The 19,414-nt window shown below is 67.0% G+C and carries 20 protein-coding genes; 10 read left to right on the top strand and 10 right to left on the bottom strand.

From position 1 onward, the window contains the following. Positions 1–19: 19 nt before the first annotated feature. The 6 genes from ACFQ50_RS01860 to ACFQ50_RS01835 form a co-directional block, all read right to left on the bottom strand. The gene (locus tag ACFQ50_RS01860; protein ID WP_377993828.1) at positions 20–607 is read right to left on the bottom strand and encodes a DinB family protein; all 588 of its coding nucleotides are present in this window, start codon (positions 605–607) and stop codon (positions 20–22) included. Between the two features lie 219 nt (positions 608–826). After that, positions 827–1,030: a cold-shock protein gene (locus tag ACFQ50_RS01855; RefSeq protein ID WP_003799085.1), complete on the bottom strand. Its 204-nt coding sequence runs from the start codon at positions 1,028–1,030 to the stop codon at positions 827–829. 183 nt (positions 1,031–1,213) lie between these two features. Further along, positions 1,214–1,534: a putative quinol monooxygenase gene (locus tag ACFQ50_RS01850; protein ID WP_377993827.1), complete on the bottom strand. Its 321-nt coding sequence runs from the start codon at positions 1,532–1,534 to the stop codon at positions 1,214–1,216. A gap of 71 nt (positions 1,535–1,605) precedes the next feature. Further along, a complete protein-coding gene (locus ACFQ50_RS01845) occupies positions 1,606–2,661 on the bottom strand; it encodes a zinc-dependent alcohol dehydrogenase family protein (protein ID WP_377993826.1) in 1,056 nt (351 codons plus the stop codon). Between the two features lie 105 nt (positions 2,662–2,766). Continuing rightward, positions 2,767–3,393 (bottom strand): response regulator, encoded by a 627-nt coding sequence (locus ACFQ50_RS01840; protein WP_377993825.1) that lies wholly within the window; start codon positions 3,391–3,393, stop codon positions 2,767–2,769. Further along, positions 3,390–4,601, bottom strand: a complete 1,212-nt coding sequence (locus tag ACFQ50_RS01835) for a sensor histidine kinase (RefSeq protein WP_377993824.1) — start codon at positions 4,599–4,601, stop codon at positions 3,390–3,392. The genes ACFQ50_RS01840 and ACFQ50_RS01835 overlap by 4 nt, the downstream gene beginning before the upstream one ends. Positions 4,602–4,847: 246 nt before the next feature. Here ACFQ50_RS01835 and ACFQ50_RS01830 point away from each other — a divergent pair, with 246 nt between their 5' ends. Then, positions 4,848–5,459, top strand: a complete 612-nt coding sequence (locus ACFQ50_RS01830; RefSeq protein ID WP_377993823.1) for a heme-binding protein — start codon at positions 4,848–4,850, stop codon at positions 5,457–5,459. A gap of 10 nt (positions 5,460–5,469) precedes the next feature. Further along, positions 5,470–6,282, top strand: coding sequence for an ankyrin repeat domain-containing protein (locus ACFQ50_RS01825; RefSeq protein WP_377993822.1), 813 nt, complete (start codon positions 5,470–5,472; stop codon positions 6,280–6,282). 65 nt (positions 6,283–6,347) lie between these two features. On the opposite strand, the gene ACFQ50_RS01820 is transcribed toward ACFQ50_RS01825, so the two are convergent. After that, entirely contained in the window at positions 6,348–7,025 is a 678-nt protein-coding gene (locus ACFQ50_RS01820; protein WP_377993821.1) for a CoA transferase subunit B, read from the bottom strand. A 113-nt stretch (positions 7,026–7,138) separates the two neighbouring features. Next, a complete protein-coding gene (locus ACFQ50_RS01815) occupies positions 7,139–7,858 on the bottom strand; it encodes a CoA transferase subunit A (protein WP_377993820.1) in 720 nt (239 codons plus the stop codon). A 176-nt stretch (positions 7,859–8,034) separates the two neighbouring features. On the opposite strand from ACFQ50_RS01815, the gene ACFQ50_RS01810 reads away from it, so the two are divergent. Beyond that, positions 8,035–8,829, top strand: a complete 795-nt coding sequence (locus tag ACFQ50_RS01810) for an IclR family transcriptional regulator (protein ID WP_377993819.1) — start codon at positions 8,035–8,037, stop codon at positions 8,827–8,829. A 90-nt stretch (positions 8,830–8,919) separates the two neighbouring features. Continuing rightward, positions 8,920–9,834: an NADP-dependent oxidoreductase gene (locus ACFQ50_RS01805; protein ID WP_377993818.1), complete on the top strand. Its 915-nt coding sequence runs from the start codon at positions 8,920–8,922 to the stop codon at positions 9,832–9,834. Between the two features lie 24 nt (positions 9,835–9,858). Here the strand turns inward: ACFQ50_RS01805 and nadE are convergent, their stop codons facing one another. Both nadE and ACFQ50_RS01795 read right to left on the bottom strand, forming a co-directional pair. After that, the gene (gene nadE, locus ACFQ50_RS01800) at positions 9,859–10,713 is read right to left on the bottom strand and encodes an ammonia-dependent NAD(+) synthetase (protein ID WP_377993817.1); all 855 of its coding nucleotides are present in this window, start codon (positions 10,711–10,713) and stop codon (positions 9,859–9,861) included. Positions 10,714–10,846: 133 nt separating this feature from the next. Then, on the bottom strand, positions 10,847–11,863 hold the full coding sequence (locus ACFQ50_RS01795) for a LacI family DNA-binding transcriptional regulator (RefSeq protein WP_377993816.1): 1,017 nt from the start codon (positions 11,861–11,863) through the stop codon (positions 10,847–10,849). A 171-nt stretch (positions 11,864–12,034) separates the two neighbouring features. Here ACFQ50_RS01795 and ACFQ50_RS01790 point away from each other — a divergent pair, with 171 nt between their 5' ends. From ACFQ50_RS01790 to ACFQ50_RS01765, 6 genes are all read left to right on the top strand, one after another. Next, complete coding sequence (locus ACFQ50_RS01790) at positions 12,035–12,907, top strand: sugar phosphate isomerase/epimerase family protein (protein ID WP_377993947.1); 873 nt, start codon at positions 12,035–12,037, stop codon at positions 12,905–12,907. Beyond that, positions 12,904–13,914 (top strand): Gfo/Idh/MocA family protein, encoded by a 1,011-nt coding sequence (locus tag ACFQ50_RS01785; protein ID WP_377993815.1) that lies wholly within the window; start codon positions 12,904–12,906, stop codon positions 13,912–13,914. The genes ACFQ50_RS01790 and ACFQ50_RS01785 overlap by 4 nt, the downstream gene beginning before the upstream one ends. A 246-nt stretch (positions 13,915–14,160) precedes the next feature. Further along, positions 14,161–15,684 carry an ABC transporter substrate-binding protein gene (locus ACFQ50_RS01780; protein ID WP_377993814.1) on the top strand — a complete coding sequence of 508 codons (1,524 nt, stop codon included), beginning with the start codon at positions 14,161–14,163 and terminating at the stop codon, positions 15,682–15,684. Between the two features lie 6 nt (positions 15,685–15,690). After that, on the top strand, positions 15,691–16,632 hold the full coding sequence (locus tag ACFQ50_RS01775; protein ID WP_377993813.1) for an ABC transporter permease: 942 nt from the start codon (positions 15,691–15,693) through the stop codon (positions 16,630–16,632). Then, complete coding sequence (locus ACFQ50_RS01770; RefSeq protein WP_377993812.1) at positions 16,629–18,509, top strand: dipeptide/oligopeptide/nickel ABC transporter permease/ATP-binding protein; 1,881 nt, start codon at positions 16,629–16,631, stop codon at positions 18,507–18,509. The genes ACFQ50_RS01775 and ACFQ50_RS01770 overlap by 4 nt, the downstream gene beginning before the upstream one ends. Next, entirely contained in the window at positions 18,506–19,390 is an 885-nt protein-coding gene (locus ACFQ50_RS01765; RefSeq protein ID WP_377993811.1) for an ATP-binding cassette domain-containing protein, read from the top strand. Before ACFQ50_RS01770 ends, ACFQ50_RS01765 begins: the two co-directional genes overlap by 4 nt. Positions 19,391–19,414: the final 24 nt, after the last annotated feature.

Raw genomic sequence — 19,414 nt, 5'->3', positions numbered from 1 at the left:
GGCCTGGCGCATCAGGGCCTCACCCGGCCAGTGCGGATGCTTTCCGCGCCGCGGCCTCCAGCTGCCCCACATAGGCGGCCTGCTCCGCGGAGCCCCGCTGTGGAAGGTTGGGGTCGTTGGGCCCCTGCCCGGCCGAGCCGTCAATAAGCTCGCGGATGATGTCTGCGTGGCCCAGGTGCTGGGCCGTCTCGGCGCACATGTGTACCAGCATCTGGTGCAGCGTCACATGCCTGCGTTCCTCACGCCACCAGGGCACAACTCCGGGAGCGTCCAGGGACAGCTCTTCGATGGTGGCATCGGTGTGCGCCGCTGAGAAGTGGTGCAGCTCCACGATTTCGGCCCGGGTCTGCTCCGGGGTGGCCCACATGTCCGCGTCCGGCTCGGCCCCGTCGGCGAACCAGGGCAGCTCCCGGTCACTGGGCCGTCCGAACACGTCGCCGAAATAGCCCAATTCCACGCTGGCCACATGCTTGACCAGGCCCAGGAGGTTGGTGCCGGTGGGCGTCATCGGCCGGCGGACGTCATATTCACCCAGGCCGTCGAGCTTGGCGAGCAGCTGCGCGCGCCGTGTCCGCAGGTAATGGTGCAGGGTCGCTTTTTCATCCATGGCGGCACTCTACCGGGCAGGCGGGGACCAAATCCTGAAATCGCGGCAATTCTGCACCACTTTGCCGGGCCGGGCCTGTTTCCGGGCGCGAAACGGCGTGGCGCAGCGCGTGGAACGGTCCCCGCAGCCGGTGAAAGTGGTGCAGAAATGTCCTGCCAGGAAACCAAAAAACTCCCCTGTGCGTGCAGGGGCACGGACAGGGGAGTCTTTGGAAAGCCGTTACAGCGGGCGAATGTTCTCTGCCTGCGGACCCTTGGGGCCCTGGGTCACTTCGAATTCGACCTTCTGGTTTTCATCCAGGGAGCGGTAGCCGCTGGAGGCAATTGCCGAGTAGTGGGCGAATACATCTGCCGATCCGTCATCCGGAGCGATGAAGCCGAAGCCCTTTTCGGCGTTGAACCATTTAACTGTGCCTGTTGCCATTGCTACTTCCTTTGTAACCCTTTTCTGGACCTGCTCCGACAGCAGGCAGAGACGGAAACTGTTGTCCGCTGTCTCCAACCTATGGGCCATCCGCCGGGCGTGCAATACCTGCCGTCATCAGGAGTCCCACCTGTAACGGGAGATTTTGTCCCCAAACGTCACTTGGAGGCGCCGTTTCCTGCCCTAGGGTGTGGTCTCGGGCTCCTGTCCGGTGTCCTCCCACATCACGTCGAGATTGCGGAAAACCGGCGGACCGTCACACAGCGCCGCCATCTTCGCGGCGAAGTCGGACGTTTCAGGCCGGTTGGAATTCTCCATCGCGGACTCGTAGGAGTCGAACTCCACGATGGTGAAGTACGTGCCGGGCCGGTCCCGGTCAGCGGTGGCGCTGATGCGGCGGAACGTCGGCGCGCTGGTTCCCTCGGTTCTCGACGGGCGGCCGAGGGCTTCGACCTCTTCGATGCGTGAGGTCTGGAATTCGATGATCTGCACAAACCCGGCCATGACGGCTCCTCAACGGCGGTGGTGTCTGATGCGGATCACGGTAGCCCCCGTGCCGGGCCTGCGCAACCGTTCTACGGCGTCAGGAGCACCTTGATGGCCCGGCGCTCGTCCATCGCGCGATAGGCTTCCGGTGCCTCCTCGAGCGGCATCTCGACGTCGAACACCCGCCCCGGATTGATGGCGCCGGAGAGCACGTCCTTGAGCAGCTCGGGAATGTACGTGCGGGCAGGAGCCATTCCGCCGGACACGGTGATGTTCTTGTCGAACAGGTAGCGCAGCGGGATCTCCGCTCCGCCTGTGGGGACCCCGACGAAGCCCAGGGCGCCGCCGGGACGGACGGAATGCAGTGCCTGCTCCATGGACTCCTTGGTTCCCACGCACTCAAGCACCGAGTCGGCCAGCACTCCGCCGAGCAATTCGCGGACCTTGGCGACGCCGTCGTCCCCGCGCTCCTCCACAATGTCCGTTGCACCGAACTCTCGCGCGATGGCCTGCCGGTCGGCGTGGCGGGACATCGCGATGATGCGCTCGGCGCCGAGCCGCTTGGCCGCCAGGACGCCGCAGAGCCCCACCGCGCCGTCGCCCACCACCACAACGGTCCGGCCGGGGCCCACCTGGGCGCTGACGGCGGCGTGGTGCCCGGTGGCCATGACGTCCGAGAGGGTCAGCAGGCTGTTGCGCAGCTTTGCGTCCGGCTCGCCGACATCCGGCACCTTGACGAGCGTCGATTCAGCGAGCGGGACGCGCACAGCCTGGCCCTGGCCGCCGTCGACGGCGAATCCCGCGTCGTCCTTTCCGCCCCAGCCGGCGAGGTGGTCGCAGGCGACGGTGACGCCGTTGAGGCACTGCGGGCACTGTCCGCAGCTGACCACGAAGGGGGCGATGACAAAGTCGCCCGCCTGAAGCGAAGAAACGGAAGAGCCTGTGCTTTCCACGACGCCAACGAATTCGTGGCCGATGGCGGAGGCATGGCGGACCGGCTTCACGCCACGGTACGGCCACAGGTCCGAGCCGCAGACGCAGGCGGCCGTCACGCGGACCACGGCGTCCGTGGGGAGCTGGACGGCCGGGTAGTCGCGGTCCTCCACCCTGATGTCTCCGGGTCCGTGGATGATGGTGGCGCGCATGGCTGCTCCTCTCGAAAGGGCGGGGCTGGACGGGATCGAGTCTAGTCCCGGGGACGGCCGCCGCAGTCCTGACCCTGTTTCGCTCCGGAAGCGCCCCGGCTGCTGTTAGCGCATCCCCTCGCGGCGGATGGCGGTGGCAATGGCCGCGGCCCGGGTCTCCACGCCCAGCTTGGCGTAGATGTGCGCCAGGTGGGTCTTGACGGTGGCCTCGGAGATGAACAGCCGCTGCCCCAGCTCCCTGTTGCTGAGCCCCTCGGTGAGGAGACTCAGCAGCTCGGCCTCCCGCGGGGTCAGGACCTCGTCAGGATTGCGCAGCTGCTGGAACAGCCGGGAGGCCACCGGCGGGCTCATGACGCTTTTGCCCTGGACGGCGCCGCGGACGGCAGCGAAGATCTCCTCCGGTGCGGCGTCCTTCAGGAGGTAGCCCATCGCCCCGGCATCCACGGCACGGACAATGTCGGCGTCGGAATCGTAGGTGGTGAACACCAGCACGGCCTGCCTGCGGTTGCGCTCGCGGAGCTTCCTGATGGCCTCGATCCCGTCCATGCCCGGGCCCATGGCCAGGTCCATCACCACGACGTCGGGGGAGTGCCCCTCCACGGCGGCCAGGGCTTCCTCGCCGGAGGTCGCCTCGGCAACCACCTCGATGTCCGGCTGCGTACCCAGCAGGGCCTTCAGCCCGCTGCGGACCACGAGGTGGTCATCCACGAGGAGCACGGTGATGGCGCTCATCCTTCCCCCTTCACTGGCAGATGCTTTGCTGGCAGCTGCGCCGCCACAACGGTTCCCTCGCCCGGGGCGCTTTCCACCGAGAAGGCGCCGCCCAGCTGCTCCACCCGCTGCCGCATCGCCCGCAGGCCGTATCCTCCGGCGTCCGACGGCGGTGCTACCGCCGCCGGATCAAAGCCCGTGCCGTCGTCGTAAATGTCCAGCGTGACCGCCTCCGGCAGGAAGCCCAGGGTGATGGTGGTGGTGCTGGCAGAGGCGTGAAGTTTGACGTTCGCGGCGGCGCTTTGCACCACCCTGAGGAGTGCATGGCGGACCTCGGCGGCAACTGCCCGCGGTTCGCCGGTGACCAGCAGCCTGGCGTCCGGCACGTACTGCGAGGCGGCCTGCAGCAGGGCGTCCGGCAGCGGCGAGGCGTCGAGGCCGGGCGAGGCCAGCTCGTGAACCAGGCTGCGCGTGTCGGAGAGGTTCCGGCGCAGTAGTTCGCTGGCGTGCCGAAGATCCTGCCGGGACGCCGGCTCCGGCCAGGCACGGTTTGCGGCCTCGAGCAGGAGCAGGCTGCTGGCGAGGCCCTGGGTCACGGTGTCGTGGATCTCCCGGGAGACACGCTCGCGCTCCGCGATGGTGCCGGCGCGGCGCTCGCTGGCGGCCAGCTGACCCTGGGCGAGCGACACTTCGTGGTGCAGGCGCCGCTGCTCGGCGGCGTCGTGCTCAATGCGGTCGTAGATCAGGGTCAGCAGGACACCCACGGCCAGCGGTCCCAGAAGCATGGCCAGATCGCTGCCGTCGCTGAGCCGGAACAGTCCGGCGGCGGTGGCTGCCGCCGTCGCCCCCGCCGCCGCGTAGGCGACCGCCCCGGTGAAGGAGATACGGCACAGGAAGAACAGGGCAAACGAGCACCAGGCGAAACTGGGCGCGGAAACCACCAGCACGGCCCAGACGGCCACGAGGATGAACATCCACAAGGCCCAGGGACGCCCTCGCTGGGCGAGGACGGCGATGACCGTGTAGAGGGCGCAGGCGGCAGCCGCCAGCGCAAGCACCAGCAGGTTGTCCTGGGCGCTGTGCCGCATCACATAGCGCACCACCGAGGCGACCATGAGCACGGCGAAGCCCAGGTGGACCGCGGCGTCGATCCGTCCCAGCCGGCTGGCGGGAACCGGGCCGGTGCGTGCGGGAGGAAGTTCCGGTGCGGCGGTGGGGGCTGAAGACATGGCGGGTCCGGTTCCGGTGGATGGCGTGCTACGAACCATGCTATTGCCCGTGCCCTTGCTGGTCTCTCAGCCTTTTGGCTGATACCGCCAGCCAGAAGGACCAGCCAGCCCCAACTGATGGCCTGATGCGCCCCCGCCGGCGCAGGTCCACCATGGAAAGGTAGCCGTTTGGCTGCGCCCGCAGTCACCGCATCACGGACCCGACAACAACACCGGCCGCTCGCCGCCCACCGAAGGAGAACCACCGTGAAGAAGTCCCAGAAGATTTTTGCCGCCGCGGCAGCCGGAGCGCTCGTCATCACCGCCGGTGCCACCGCCGTCGCCAATGCCGGGTCAGGGTCTTCCCCCGCGGCGGCTTCCGTGCAGCCCGCGTCAGCCGCCGTGCAGCCGGCGGCAGCCCAGGCAGCCGTGCCCGCCGCTGATGTCCAGCCGGGTACGGACAACGTCGTCGCCCAGAACCGGATCACCGTGGGCGCCTCGGCGAAGGCGGTGGGCGCCGCGCTCGCCAAGTGCCAGGCCGACAAGCTGCCGTTCGTCACGGTTGCCCTGGTGGACCGGTTCGGCACCGTGCAGGCGCTCCTTCGCGGCGACAACGCCGCTGAGCACACCATCGAATCCGCCAAGCAGAAGGCGTACACCGCCGCGGCGTTCGGAAGCCCCACCAGCGAACTTGCCAAGCGCATTACCGGCAACGGCCCGAGCATCGCTGACCTTCCCGGCACCCTCTTCCTCCCGGGCGGCGTCCCGCTGAAAGTGAACGGCGTTTCCGTGGCGGGCATCGGCGTGGGCGGTGCCCCCGACGGCAAGCTGGATGAAGCCTGCGCCGAGGCCGGCGCCGCCGTGATCGCCGCCAAGTAGGGTGTCGGCTGTGGTCGGGGGCGGTTCCGACGGCGTGCACAGGGAACAGCGCAAGTACGACGGCGGCCGGCAGGCTGCCGCTCTTCCGCTCGCGGGGCTGATGGTGCTGGTGGCGTCCCTGCTGGCGGGGTGCACTTCCGGCACGCCGTCGGCCGGCGGCCCGGCCCCGGCCAGTTCTGCCCCGGCCAGTTCTGCCCCGGCCAGTTCTGGCCCGGGCGCCTCGGCGACGGAAAGCCCGACGGCGGGGGACGGCTTCGGAGCTAGCGGCACCACGCGGCCGCCGTCGTCCGCTCCCGCCGCAACGCGTCCCTCCCTGTCCCCGGCTGAGCAGCGGAAGCTGGACCAGCGGCTGGTCCTGGCCGCGAAGGCCAACGACTCGGCACTCGTGGCGCAGCTGATCCGCGGCGGCGGCGACGTGAACGCCAAGGACGCCATCCAGGATTCGGCCTTCCTGTACGCCGGTGCCGAGGGCTTCAACGAGATTCTGCGGCTGACTCTGGCCAACGGTGCGGACGTCAGGAGCACCAACCGTTTCGGCGGCACTGCCCTGATCCCGGCCAGCGAGCACGGGCATGTGGAGACCGTGCGCATCCTCATTGCTGCCGGAGTCCCCGTCAACCATGTGAACAAGCTCGGCTGGACCGCGATGCAGGAAGCCATTCTTCTGAACAACGGAGGGCCGAGGCAGCAGGACGTGGTCCGGCAGCTGCTCGATGCCGGCGCCGACCCCGACATCCGCGACCCGCAGGGCAGGACGGCCTTGCAGAACGCCGAGCGCCTGGGCTTTGCCGAGATCGCCCGGCTGATCCGCGGACGGGGCTGACCCGTACTGGCCCGGGTTTGGGCCGCAGGCAGCCGCTGGTCACGTCTCCGTGGCGGCGCAGTCTGTCAAAGCTGGGCCGGTTCGGCGAGCAGCCCCGCGGCCACGGAGAAGTCAGCCTCCGTCTTCTCCCGGATCTCGTCTACCGTGATGCCGGGGGCGAGGCGGGTGAGCATGAGCTGCCGACCGCCGTCGTTCTTCCTGTGGAGATCGAAGACGGCGAGGTCGCTGATGATCCGGTCCACGACGCTCACGCCGGTCAGGGGCAGGGTGCAGTGGGGAACGATCTTCGCTGAGCCGTCCTTGGCGTTGTGTTCGGTGAGGACAACGACGCGCGGTGTGCCGGCGACGAGGTCCATTGCGCCGCCCATGCCCTTGACCATCTTGCCGGGGATGGTCCAGTTGGCGAGGTCGCCGGTGCCGGAGACCTGCATGGCGCCGAGGATCGCGACTTTCACGTGCCCGCCGCGGATCATGCCGAAGGACGTGGCGGAGTCGAAGATGCTGCCGCCGGGCAGGATGGTGACGGTCTGCTTGCCGGCGTTGATGAGGTCGGCGTCTTCCTCGCCCTCGTAGGGAAAGGGACCCATGCCGAGCAGCCCGTTCTCGCTCTGCAGCACGACGCGGACGCCGTCGGGCAGGTTGTTGGCCACCAGCGTCGGGATGCCGATGCCAAGGTTGACGTAGTCGCCGTCGTTCAGTTCTTCGGCCGCGATGGCAGCCATTTCGTTCCGGGTCCAGGCCACGGGGTCTCCTTGGGTCAAAAAGGTCAGGTCAAAAACGGGGCTTAAGTGTTCGTTCGCGCCGGGGGGCGCTGGGGAGGGGGCTGCAGGTGCTTGCTCAGGCTGCAGGTGCGGGCTCAGGCAGGCACTGCAGCTTCAGTGCGGGGGCGGACAGTGCGCTGTTCGATGTCCTTGACCCTGTTGCTTGCCCGGACCAGGTGCTGCACGTAGACGCCCGGCGTGACGATGTGGTTCGGGTCCAGCGCACCCGGTTCGACGATGAGCTCCGCTTCTGCAACGGTGACGGTGCCTGCGGTGGCCACCACCGGGTTGAAATTCCGGGCGGTATGGCGGTAGAGCAGGTTGCCGTCCGTGTCGGCGGTGTGGGCGTGCACCAGTGCGACGTCGGCCCGGATGGCGCGTTCCCGGACGTACGTTTCGCCGTCGAACACCTCATGCGGCTTGCCTTCGGCCACCAGGGTGCCCACCCCGGTTTTGGTGTAAAAGGCCGGGATGCCGGCGCCGCCGGCGCGCAGCCGCTCAGCCAGGGTGCCCTGCGGGGTGAACTCCACCTCGAGGACGCCGGCGAGGTACTGCTCGGCGAACAGCTTGTTTTCGCCGACGTACGACGCGATCACCTTGCGGACCTGGCCGGCCTCGATCAGGATGCCCAGGCCCTTGCCGTCCACTCCCATGTTGTTCGACACCACGGTCAAATCCCGGACGCCGGAATCGCGGACGGCCTCGATGAGGTCGGCCGGAATCCCGCTCAGGCCGAACCCGCCTACAGCCAGGGTGATTCCGTCCCGGAGGACATCGTGCAGGGCCTCGGCGGCACTGGATTTCAGTTTGGACATCGTATCTCCTCGTTGAGCGGTGCCGCAGTCCACTTTATGGACGCTGGTTCTGGCTGTGGAGCGTAAGCGGGCTCTTGTGGCAGTGTCAAGGACTGTTCGTCGGGTACTGACCGGGCTTTTATACTGTGGACGATAGGCTGATAAGTGTCCACAATATGGATAAATGAGGAGTAATTGTGAATCAGTCACCGGTCCAGGGCGCACAGGTCGTGAGCCGTATCGCGGGCCTCCTGCGCATCGTCGGACGCAAGCCGGAGGGGAGCCCGCTCGTGGAGCTGGTGCGGGACTCGGGGCTGACCCGTCCTACTGTGCACCGCCTCCTGACATCGCTCGCGGCCGAGGGGCTCCTGGACCACGACCCCCTGAGCGGGAACTGGGTGCTCGGCCCAGAGGCCCTGCTGATGGGCTCGGTGGCCGCGGCGCGTTTTCCGCTGGAGGACCTGGCGAGGCCGAGTCTTCGCCGGCTCGCCGAGGAAACGGGCGAGAGTGCCTTCTTCTCGATCCGGCGGGGCGGCGAGACCGTGTGCCTGCTGCGCGAAGAGGGCAGCTTTCCCGTCCGCTCCTTCGTGCTTCACGAGGGTGTCCGGTTTCCGCTGGGCGTGGCATCGGCCGGAACGGCGATCATGGCGTTCCTGCCTGAGGAAGAGCAGGAGCAGATCCTGGGGGACTGGGTTGCCCACGCCGGCAAGTACGCCAACGGGCACCCGGAAGACGTGGTCCGGAACAACCTGCACCAGAGCCGCCGGCTGGGCTACTCGGTGAACCCGGGCCTGGTGCTGGAAGGCAGCTGGGGGATGGGCGCGGCGGTCTTCGACCAGGCCGGCCGGCCGTCGTGGGCTCTGTCCCTGACCGGAATCGAACCACGTTTCCGGGAGGACCGGCGCGAACTGCTGGGGCGGCTCCTGCTGGAGGAGGCCCATCGGCTCACTGTACGGCTCGGTGCCGGCGGCCAGCGCAGGCGGCAGAACTAAAACTGTTGTGATGCCTGCCGGGCGTGCCTACCCTTGCAGAAGAGTCCTTCCCCTTGGAGAAGCCTGGACAGCATCGAAGGAGCCAGAGCCATGAGCACGCGGGTCTACTTTGAGGAATACGGCGATCCGCAGGTCCTGAAGGTGGGTCCGGAGAATCTGGCCGAGCCGGGTGACGGCCTGGTGCGGGTGGAGTTCCGGGCGGTCAGCGTCAACCCCGTGGACTGGAAGCTCGTGGCCGGGTACCTGAAAAAGTGGGTTCCCCTGGACTTTCCGGCCGTGCCCGGCAGCGAGGCGGCCGGCGTCGTCACCGCCGTCGGGCCCGCCTTTGAGGGCTTTGTGGTGGGTGACGAGGTCATCTGGAACGGACGTCTGGGCGGCTACCGGACGGAAGCCGTGGTGCCGGCCGACCAGCTGACCCCGTTGCCGGCAGGCGTGGACTTCGAGCAGGCGGCATGCATCCCGGTGGCGGGGGGCACTGCGTACTCGGCCCTGAAGCAGCTCACGGTGGGCGCCGGGGACACGGTACTGATCCACGGCGCCGCCGGCGGGGTTGGCTCGGCGGCGGTCCAGATCGCGCAGGCCTTCGGCGCACGGGTGATCGGCACGGCGTCGGAGGCCAACCAGGAGTACCTCAGCGAGCTGGGCGCAGAACCCGTGACGTACGGCCCCGGGCTTGCGGACAGGGTGCGCTCCCTGGCCGATGCAGCAGGCACGGTCACCGCCGTCCTGGACACTGTGGGGAGCGAGGATTCCTTGGCGGCAACAGCCGAACTGCTCCAAGGGGCCGGCCGGGCGGTGACCACCGTTCCGGGCGAGCGGTCATCCGCGGCCGGGCTGGCGGCCGTCCACCAGCTCGAGGGCCGAGTAGCGGAAGTGGGGACGCTCGCCGCCGAGGGGCAGATCACCTTCACTATCGCGCACCGGATGCCGCTGATCGAGGCCGCCGACGCGCTGGCAATCAGCCGCGTCGGCCACGGCCGGGGGAAGATCCTGCTGCTGCCCTAGCCCCGGCGGCCCGCGAAACCCGCGTCAGAGTCCTGCCCTGGCCTCTTCCGGACCCTCGTGCTTCCACCAGGTGTCGAAGATGCTGACCGGAACGGTGCGCTTGTGCCGGGTCCGCAGGTATTTCTGCTCGATCAGCTCTGCTGCGCTGTCGCCGACGTCGCGGCCCTCGAGGTAATCGTCGATCTGGTCGTAGCTCAGGCCCAGTTCGTCCTCGTCGGTGCGGCCGGGCCGGTCGTCCAGGAGGTCGGCGGTGGGGACCTTCTTCCACACCCGCTCGGGGGCACCGAGGTGCTCCAGCAGGGCCCGGTTCTGCCGCTTGTTGAGGCCGAACAGCGGCAGGATGTCGGCCCCGCCGTCGCCGAACTTGGTGAAGAACCCGGTGACGGATTCAGCGCCGTGGTCGGTGCCGATCACCAGGTAGTTGTGCTCACCGGCCAGGGCGTACTGGGCGATCATGCGCGTGCGGGCCTTGGTGTTGCCCTTGTGGAAGTCGGAGATCCCGTTGCCGACAGTCTTTTCGAACTCGTCCTCGAAGCCGTCCACGGCCGCGGAAATGTTGAAGGTCCATTCCTTGGAGGCCTTGATGAAGTCCAGGGCAGCCTGGGCGTCCTCCTCGTCGTGCTGGACGCCGTAGGGGAGGCGGACCGCCACGAACTGCGCGTCCGTGCCCTCGGCCCGCAGTTCCTCGACCGCCAGCTGCGCGAGTCGCCCGGCGAGCGACGAATCGAGGCCGCCGGAGATGCCCAGGACAAAGCCGCTGGTGCCGGTGGCCTTGAGGTATTCCTTCAGGAAAGTGACGCGTTTGCGCACCTCCTCTGCGGGATCGATCTGGGGCTGGACGCCCATTTCTTCGATGATCTTGGCTTGGAGTGTGCGCATGAGACTCAGCCTAGTCAGCGCGATCCGCGAGGCTCAACTGTTTCCGCCGGAGCGCCGCGGCGCCTGAGCGCCTGAGCGCCGGGGCGGCGGAGCCACGGGGCGGCGGAGCCACGGCCGGCTGCCCGGCCGGCGGCTATGCCGGTGCCGGGCCGGTGGAGCCACGGACCGTCAGATGCGTTGGCATGACGGAGCGGCTGCGCGTGCCGCCGCCGGCGAGCGGGTTCAGCTGGGCGAGCAGCATGGATACCGCGACGCGGCCGGCCTGCTCGATAGGGGAGGCCATGGTGGACAGCGGCGGGTTGCAGAAGTCGGCGCCGAAGATGTCGTCGCAGCCCACAATGCTCATATCCTGCGGCACGCTGAGGCCGCGTTCGCGCAGGCGCTGAAGCATGCCGATGGCGATGAGGTCGTTGAAGACGATGCACGCAGTCACGCCGCTGTGCACAGCGGCATCTGCGGCTGCGGCGCCGGACTGCGTCTTGGGTGCGAAAGGCCCGAGCCTGCGCACCTCCACGCCGCGCTCCTCAGCAGCTTCGGACAGCGTGGCCCACCGCCGGGTGCTGGACTGGGAGGTTTTAGGTCCGGCGATGTAGGCGACCCTATGGTGGCCCAGCGAGATGAGGTGGTCCAAAGCCTGCAGGGTGGCGGCAGGCGTGTCGATGATGACGGCGGGAACCCCCGGAACGTCGCGGTTGATGGTGACCAGGGGAATCTTCGCGGCTGCGGCAAGGAGTGCGTCGTCGCTGAGACGGGAAGCCGTCACCACCACGCCGTCGGCGCTTTTGCGCAACTGCTCCAAGGTGCTGGCCTCGACCTCGTCCGACTCCTCGGTGTCCACCAGCAGCTGTGTGTAGCCGGCCGCCTTCAGCTGCAGCTGGGTGCCGCGGATGAGGTCGAAGTAGAAGGGATTGGTGATGTCCGGGACCATGACGCCCACGGCACCGGTGCGGCCGGAGCTGAGTGCCTTGGCCTGCGAGTTCGGCGTGTAGTTGAGTTCGACGGCGGCGGCCTGGATCCGCTGCCGGGTGCGGACGTTGACGCGGTCCGGATTGGTCAGGGCCCGTGACACTGTTGACGCGGCGACGCCGCACAAAGCGGCGATGTCGTGGATGGTGGCAGGCCGGTCTGCTGCCACTGGTTGCGTCGCCATGGGCGTTCCTCTCTGAACGTCGGATCTCCGACTGTGACCGCTGCCACAGCTTGAAACAAGAATGGCATATTTGCCATCCTATGGCAATCGGTTGTCAAAAGACGCCATGCTCGCTAGACTCGTGGGCAAGACACTTCTGTGAACTGCATCACCGCGCCCTGCCGGCAGGAAATGCGCCGGGACTACCAAGGAGATTTCGTGACTCAACCCAATGCCGTGTGGAGCCTGTCCGGTTTCGGCGACGAAGTAGACCCCGATCCCGCCATTCAGGCCGCGGTGCTGCTGGCCCTCGGCGCCAGCCACATCGAAGTCCGCAGTGCGTGGGGTACCAACGTGTCAGAGCTGGACCAGGGCGCCGTGGAGCGGCTCAAGGCCATTTTGGATGAGAAGGGCCTCAAGGTATCCGCCGTCGCCAGCCCCATCGGCAAGGTGGACGCCAGCCTGCCCGTGGAGCATGAGGTCGCCCGGCTCCGCCAGATCATTTCGGTAGCCAAGGGCCTGGACGCCAGGTATGTGCGCATCTTCTCCTTCTACCGTGCGGAGGGGCAGAGCCAGGAAGATATCCGCGCTGCCGTGATGGAACGCATGGCGGCCCTGGCGGAGGAGGCCGCGGCCGCGGGCATCGTCCTGCTCCACGAAAATGAAAAGGGCATTTACGGCGATACCCCGGAGCGGGTCCTGGACATCATGGAGACCGTCGGCTCGCCGGCCCTGCGCATTGCGTGGGACAACGCCAACTTCGTCCAGGTGGGCGTCAAGCCCTACACCGAGGGCTACGCCATGCTGCGTCCCTACCTCGAGTACTTCCAGGTCAAGGACGCCATGGCCGCCACCGGTGAAGTGGTCCCCGCCGGCGAAGGCGACGGGGAACTGGACGCCACCATCGCCGCACTCAAAGCCGACGGCTTTGCCGGCTTTGCCTCGCTGGAGCCGCACCTGGCCAGCGCCCACGAGCTGGGCGGATTCTCCGGGCCGGTGGCCTTCGGCATCGCGGCCCGCGCCTTTGCCGGGCTCGCCGCAAAGAACGGAATAGAACTCTCTTGAGCACCACGGCAGCAGTCATCGGCTGCGGTGACGTATCGAGCGTCCATTTCGGCGCGATCGCAACCGTGGACGACGCCCGGCTGGTGGCCGTCTGCGACGCCGACCCCGGCCGGTTGGAGGCGGCGGTAGCCGCCCATGGCGTACCGGGGTACGCGAACCACCTGGACCTGCTCGAGAAAGTGAGGCCCGACGTCGTACATGTCTGTACACCGCACCACCTCCACGCGTCGATAGCGGCAGACTGCCTTGAGCGCGGTATCAACGTGATCGTCGAGAAGCCGCTTGCGCATACGCAGGAGGCGGGCCGGCGGCTGATCGAGGCGGCCGAACGCAGCCCGGCGAAGATCGCGGTCTGCTTCCAGAACCGCTACAACGCGACGTCGCAAGCCATGCGAAGGATGCTCGACGACGGCCGGCTGGGCCAGGTGCTCGGCGCCTCGGCCACCGTGATGTGGCACCGCTCCGGCGACTACTACCGCGACCGCCCGTGGCGCGGCACCTGGGCTGAAGGCGGCGGCGGCCTGATGATGAACCAGGCCATCCACACTGTTGACCTGCTGCAGTGGCTGGTGGGCGATGTGGCCAAGGTGGAAGGACGGGCAGCAACGCGCTCGCTGGGCGGCGTGATCGAGGTGGAGGACACGGCCGAATTCGCCGCAGAGCATGAGAGCGGTGCCCGAAGCGTCTTCTACGCAACGCTGGCCAACGCCGTCAACGCCCCGGTCACGCTGGACATCATCACGGAGGCAGCCACGCTCAGCCTGCGCGGCGACCTCACGGTCAGCTACGCCGACGGCTCGGTGGAGGTCATCCCTGAGCGGGTGCTCGAAACCGGGGGGCGCTCGTATTGGGGTGTCTCCCATGAGCTGCTTATCAAGGACTTCTACGCCACGCTGGATGACCCGGCGCCGTTCTGGATCAGTCCGGCGGAAGCAGCGAAGTCGCTCCGGATCGTCAAGGAGATCTACGCCCAGAGCTACCCGGAGCTGTCTGAGCGCGTCGGCTGAGCCTTGCCCCGGCGTCGTCGCGAAAGTGGCCGGAAACCGTTGCCGGTTTCCGGCCGTTTTCGTGCCCGACGCAACGGCCGCCGATGCCCTGGCGGCCGGCTTGGCAACAATTCTCGAAACTTTTGACAATCGGTTGCCAAGATCGAATAAAGTCCGTACTGTAAATCCCACACCCCAGATATGTGGTGCACACCACACCTCTTCGCTCTGACTCACCTCAGACCAAAGACTCAGTAGGAGCCGACAATGAAGTTAGGTCCCAAGGCGGCAGCAGCCGCCCTCGTACTCAGTGCCTCGCTGGCACTCACCGCATGTGGCGGAGGTGCCGGTGCGGGCTCAAGCGCCGGCACCGCGACGGCGCTGACCATCGGCACCATCCAGGACGTGCGCTCCTGGGACCCGGCGCAGGCCCACGTGGGACACGTCCTCCAGCCCTATCAGGCCGTTTACGACACACTGATCCTGCGCCAGCCGGACGGCAAGCTCAGCCCGATGCTGGCCACAGAGTGGAAGTACAACAACACCAACACCAAGCTCACCGTGGACCTGCGGACGGACGTCACGTTCAGTGACGGCGCAAAGTTCGACGCCGAGGCTGCCAAAGCCAACATGGACCACTTCAAGACGGCCAACGGCCCTCAGATGGCCCAGCTTGCCTCCGTCAAGGACGTGAGCGTGGTGGACGCCGACACCATCGACATCAACCTCAGCACCCCGGACCCGGCGTTGGAGTACTTCCTGAGCCAGGCCGCCGGACTGATGGGCAGCCCCAAGGCGCTCGGCACCGAGGGCATCAAGACCGAACCGGTCGGCTCCGGCCCCTATGTCATGGACAAGGCGGCGTCGGTCAAGGATTCCCAGACGGTATTCACTGCCCGCAAGGACTACTGGAACAAGGATCTGCAGAAGTACCAGAAGCTGACGTTCAAGATCCTCACCGACCTGACCGCCCGCACCAACGCACTTGTCTCGGGCCAGGTGGACGCAACCATCCTGGACCCCAAGAACGGCAAGCAGGCCGAAGGCGCCAAAATGAAACTTGCTGCCAACGAGGTTGACTGGCAGGGACTGCTCCTCCTGGACCGCGACGGCGCCAAGAACCCGGCACTGGCCAACGTAAAGGTCCGCCAGGCCATCAACTACGCCTTCGACCGCAAGACCATCCTCGACCAGGTGATGCTCGGCCAGGGCACCCCGACATCCCAGCCGTTCGGCAAGGCCAGCGGAGCCTGGACCGAAGAGCTGGAGAACTACTACAGCTACGATCCGGCCAAGGCCAAGCAGCTCCTCAAAGAAGCTGGCTACGAAAACGGCGTCACCCTGGAAATCCCCGGCGTCCCCGGCTTTGAAACCCAGATTTCCGTGATCCAGCAGCAGCTGGCGGACGTGGGCATCACCCTCAAAGTGGGCGCCGCGCTGACCAACACGTTCACGTCCGACGTCGCCGCGCAGAAGTTCACCACCATGTACTTCTCCCTCTTCCAGGGCGAGCCGACGGTCGCCGTCAACCAGATTGTTTCCACCAAGGCGCTGTACAACCCGTTCAAGAACACCACGCCCGAGCTGCAGGCCAAGATCGACGCTGTCCAGAAGGGCGGCGCAGAGGCAGGCAAACTGGCCCAGGAAGTGAACAAGTATGTGGTGGAGCAGGCATGGTTCGCACCGCTGTTCCGCGTCAACCAGATGTACTACCACAACTCCAAGGTGAACGTCACACCGCAGATCCAGCAGGCCGTTCCGTCCATCTATAACTACTCACCCGCCAAGTAGGACGCCATGATCAGGTTCATTGCGAAACGGCTGGGCAGCGGGCTGGTGGTGCTGTTTGTTGTCTCGGCGCTCACCTTCTTCCTGCTGTACATGTCCAGCGGAAGCATCGCCCGGAACATCCTGGGCGACCAGGCCACCGCTGAACAGGTGGCGCTGAAGGAACACGAGCTGGGGCTGGACCAGCCCCTCGTGGCCCGGTACTTCGCCTGGGTGGCCGATGCCCTGGGCGGGAACCTCGGGGCTTCGTGGTTCACCTCCGAACCCGTGGCCAACTCCCTGGCCACCCGGATTCCGGTGACCATGACCATGGTTTTCGCCGCAATGATCCTGATCGCCATCTGCGCAGCGCTGATCGGCGTTGCTGCAGCCGTCAAGCGCGGCTGGGTGGACAGGACCGTCCAGGTCGGCGCCATCATTGGCGACTCCGTACCGGGGTTCGTGATTGGCGTCGTCCTGGTCACCCTCCTGGCCATCCAGCTGGGCCTCTTCCCGGCCACCAGCACCATTTCACCCGAATCCGGACCGGACGCGTGGGTCTACTCCATGGCCCTTCCGGTGATTGCCCTGCTGGTCAATGGAGTCACCGGCGGCGCGCAGCAGATCCGCAGCGCCGTCATCAAGCAGCTCGAGCGGGACTACGTCCGGACACTGCGCAGCCGCGGCATCGGTGAGCGCGAGATCCTGTTCAAGCACGTGCTGCGCAGCGCCGCACCGGCCGGCCTGACCGTGCTGAGCCTGCAGCTGATCGGCATGCTGGGAGGGGTGGTGATCATCGAGCAGATCTTTGCCCTGCCCGGCATGGGACCGCTCGCGGTCGCTGCCACGGGCCAGTCGGACCTTCCTGTGGTGATGGGCGTGGTGATGTACACGGTGGTCGTGGTCATTGTGGTGAACCTGCTGGTGGACATTCTTAATGGCTGGCTCAACCCGAAAGTGCGTGTGTCATGAGCGATTCCGTAGAAACCGCGGCAGTGGCCGCTCCCGTGCCTTCCACGCACACCGGGCAGAGCGGTACAGTGGTCCGTTCCACCGTCATCCGCCGCCTTCTCAGGAACCCCCTCGGCATCGCAGCCCTGGTGATCCTGGTGACCATTGCGCTGCTGGCCCTTCTCGCTCCGGTCCTGGCGCCCTTTGACCAGAACCACGCAAACATCGCCAAGACGCTCGCGTCACCTGACTCCGTAAACATCCTGGGAACCGACAGCGCCGGGCGCGACGTCTGGAGCCGGCTGCTGTTCGGCGCACAGCTGACGCTGCTTTCCGCATTGCTCTGTGCCGGTGTTGCCATCGCCATCGGGCTGCCCGCCGGCCTGATCGCCGGCTACTACGCCGGCAGGTTTGAGGCTGTGTCCAACTGGATGGTCAGCATCCTCATGAGCCTGCCCGGCCTGATCGTGCTGCTCACCATCCGCGCGGCGTTCGGACCTTCGGTGTGGATCTCCATGATCGCGTTCGGCGTCCTCATCAGCCCGTCCTACTTCCGGCTGACCCGCACAGCGGTCCAGTCGGTGCGCAACGAGCTCTACGTTGATGCCGCCCGCGTTTCGGGACTCTCGGACCTCAGCATCATTGCCCGCCACATCTTCTCCGTGGTCCGGGCGCCCATCATCATCCAGACCGCGGCGATTGCCGGCGTGGCCATCGCCATCCAGTCCGGACTTGAGTTCCTGGGCCTGGGCGATCCCACCAAGGCAACCTGGGGCGTCATGCTTTCCGAAGGGTTCAAGAACGTCTACCTGAACCCGACGCTGCTCTTCTGGCCCGCGCTTGCCATGGCACTGACCATCGGCGGGCTGGTCCTCCTCGGCAACGCCATCCGAGACGCCCTGGAAGACGGCGAAAAGATTAAGCACCGCAAGAAGCGGTCCCCGGTCGCGAATGCTTCTGCTGAACGCCCGACGGCGGAAGCCGCCAAGGCGCGTACGGTACGTGCCGCCGGCGGAAAGTCAATGGCCGCCGTCGACGCCGGAACCGAGCACCACCTCGTGAAGGTGACCAATCTCGGCGTCGGATATCCCCAGGCGGACGGGTCCACGAAAAAGGTGGTGGACGACGTTTCGTTCCACGTTGACCGGGGCGAGATCCTGGGCATCGTGGGTGAATCGGGCTCGGGCAAGTCCCAGACCGCCTTCTCGATCCTGGGCCTGCTGCCGGACAACGCCCGCATCGTGGCCGGCTCCATCCAGTTCGACGGCAGCTACACCGTGGCGCCGGGCGAGGACCGGGTCAGCCAGGAACGCCTGTCCAGGCTGCGGGGCAAACGGATCTCCTACATTCCGCAGGAGCCAATGAGCAACCTGGACCCGGCCTTCACCATCGGCTACCAGCTGGTTACTCCCATGGTGCGGGTCCTGGGGATCTCCAAGGAGGAGGCGACCGCCCGCGCGCTGAAGCTGCTCACCGACGTCGGGATCGTGAACCCGAAACGGACCTTTGACGCTTACCCGCACGAGGTCTCCGGCGGCATGGCCCAGCGCGTACTGATTGCCGGCGCCATCAGCTGCGAACCCGACCTGGTGATCGCCGACGAGCCCACCACGGCCCTGGACGTGACAGTGCAGGCCGACGTGCTGGACCTCCTGCGCGAGCTGCAGCAGCGGCTGAACATCGGCGTCATCCTGGTGACCCACAACTTCGGCGTGGTGGCGGACCTCTGCGACCGGGTGGCCGTCATGCAGAACGGCCGGCTGGTGGAGGAAGGATCCGTCCGCGACATCCTCCGCAACCCGAAGGAGCAGTACACCCGGACGCTGCTGGCGTCCATGCTGGAAGGCAAGACCCCAATGTCCATGCTTGTATCCAGCCAGAAGGAGCCGGTCGCATGAGCACCGTGGAAATTAGGGAAACTGAGCCACTCCTTGAGGTGGACAACCTGGTGGTCGAGTACCCCAGCAAGAAGTTCCGGGCCAGGCCGTTCCGGGCGCTGACGGACATCAACATCCGCATCGGCCAGGGCGAGACCCTGGGCCTGGTGGGCGAGTCAGGTTCCGGCAAGACCACCCTGGGCCGGGCGGTCCTCGGCCTCGCCCCGGTGACCGGGGGCAGGATCATCTTCGAAGGCCAGGACATCGGCCACGCCACCCGCAAGCAGCGGCGGACCCTGAGCCGCGACCTGCAGGTGGTCTTCCAGGATCCGTACACCTCGCTGAACCCGGCCCTGGAAATCGGCGACATCCTGGCTGAGCCCCTCGGCGTGCAGGGCATGGAGCAGGCGGCAGCCCGGAAGCGGGTCAAGGAACTGCTGGACCAGGTGGGCCTGCCATCGGACGCCATCCACCGCCTGCCGCGGGAATTCAGCGGCGGCCAGCGCCAGCGCGTTGCCATTGCCCGGGCCCTGGCGTTGTCTCCGAAGCTGATCGTCTGCGATGAACCCGTCAGCGCCCTGGACCTGTCCACGCAGGCAAAGGTTCTGGACCTGTTCCTGCAGATCCAGAAGGACACCGGGGTTTCCTACCTGTTCATCTCCCACGACCTGGACGTCGTCCGGCACATCAGCCACCGGGTGGCAGTGATGTACCACGGCGAAATCGTCGAACAGGGCCCGGCAGGCATTGTCACCACGGATCCCGACCACCCCTACACCCAGCGGCTGCTGCTCGCATCCCCGGTCCCTGACCCGGACCGCCAGGAACAGCGCCGCGCAGACCGGCACCGGCTGCTGGAGATCCAGCGGCAGCAGAACGAACAGGCCGGCGTCCCCGCCTGAGGACACCGGCACCAACGAAAGGAC

Source organism: Arthrobacter sp. NPDC056493, assembly GCF_042795115.1.
Classification (GTDB): domain Bacteria; phylum Actinomycetota; class Actinomycetes; order Actinomycetales; family Micrococcaceae; genus Arthrobacter.
The sequence above is the reverse complement of the archived record's forward strand: the minus strand, read 5'-3'. Positions and strand labels throughout refer to the sequence as shown.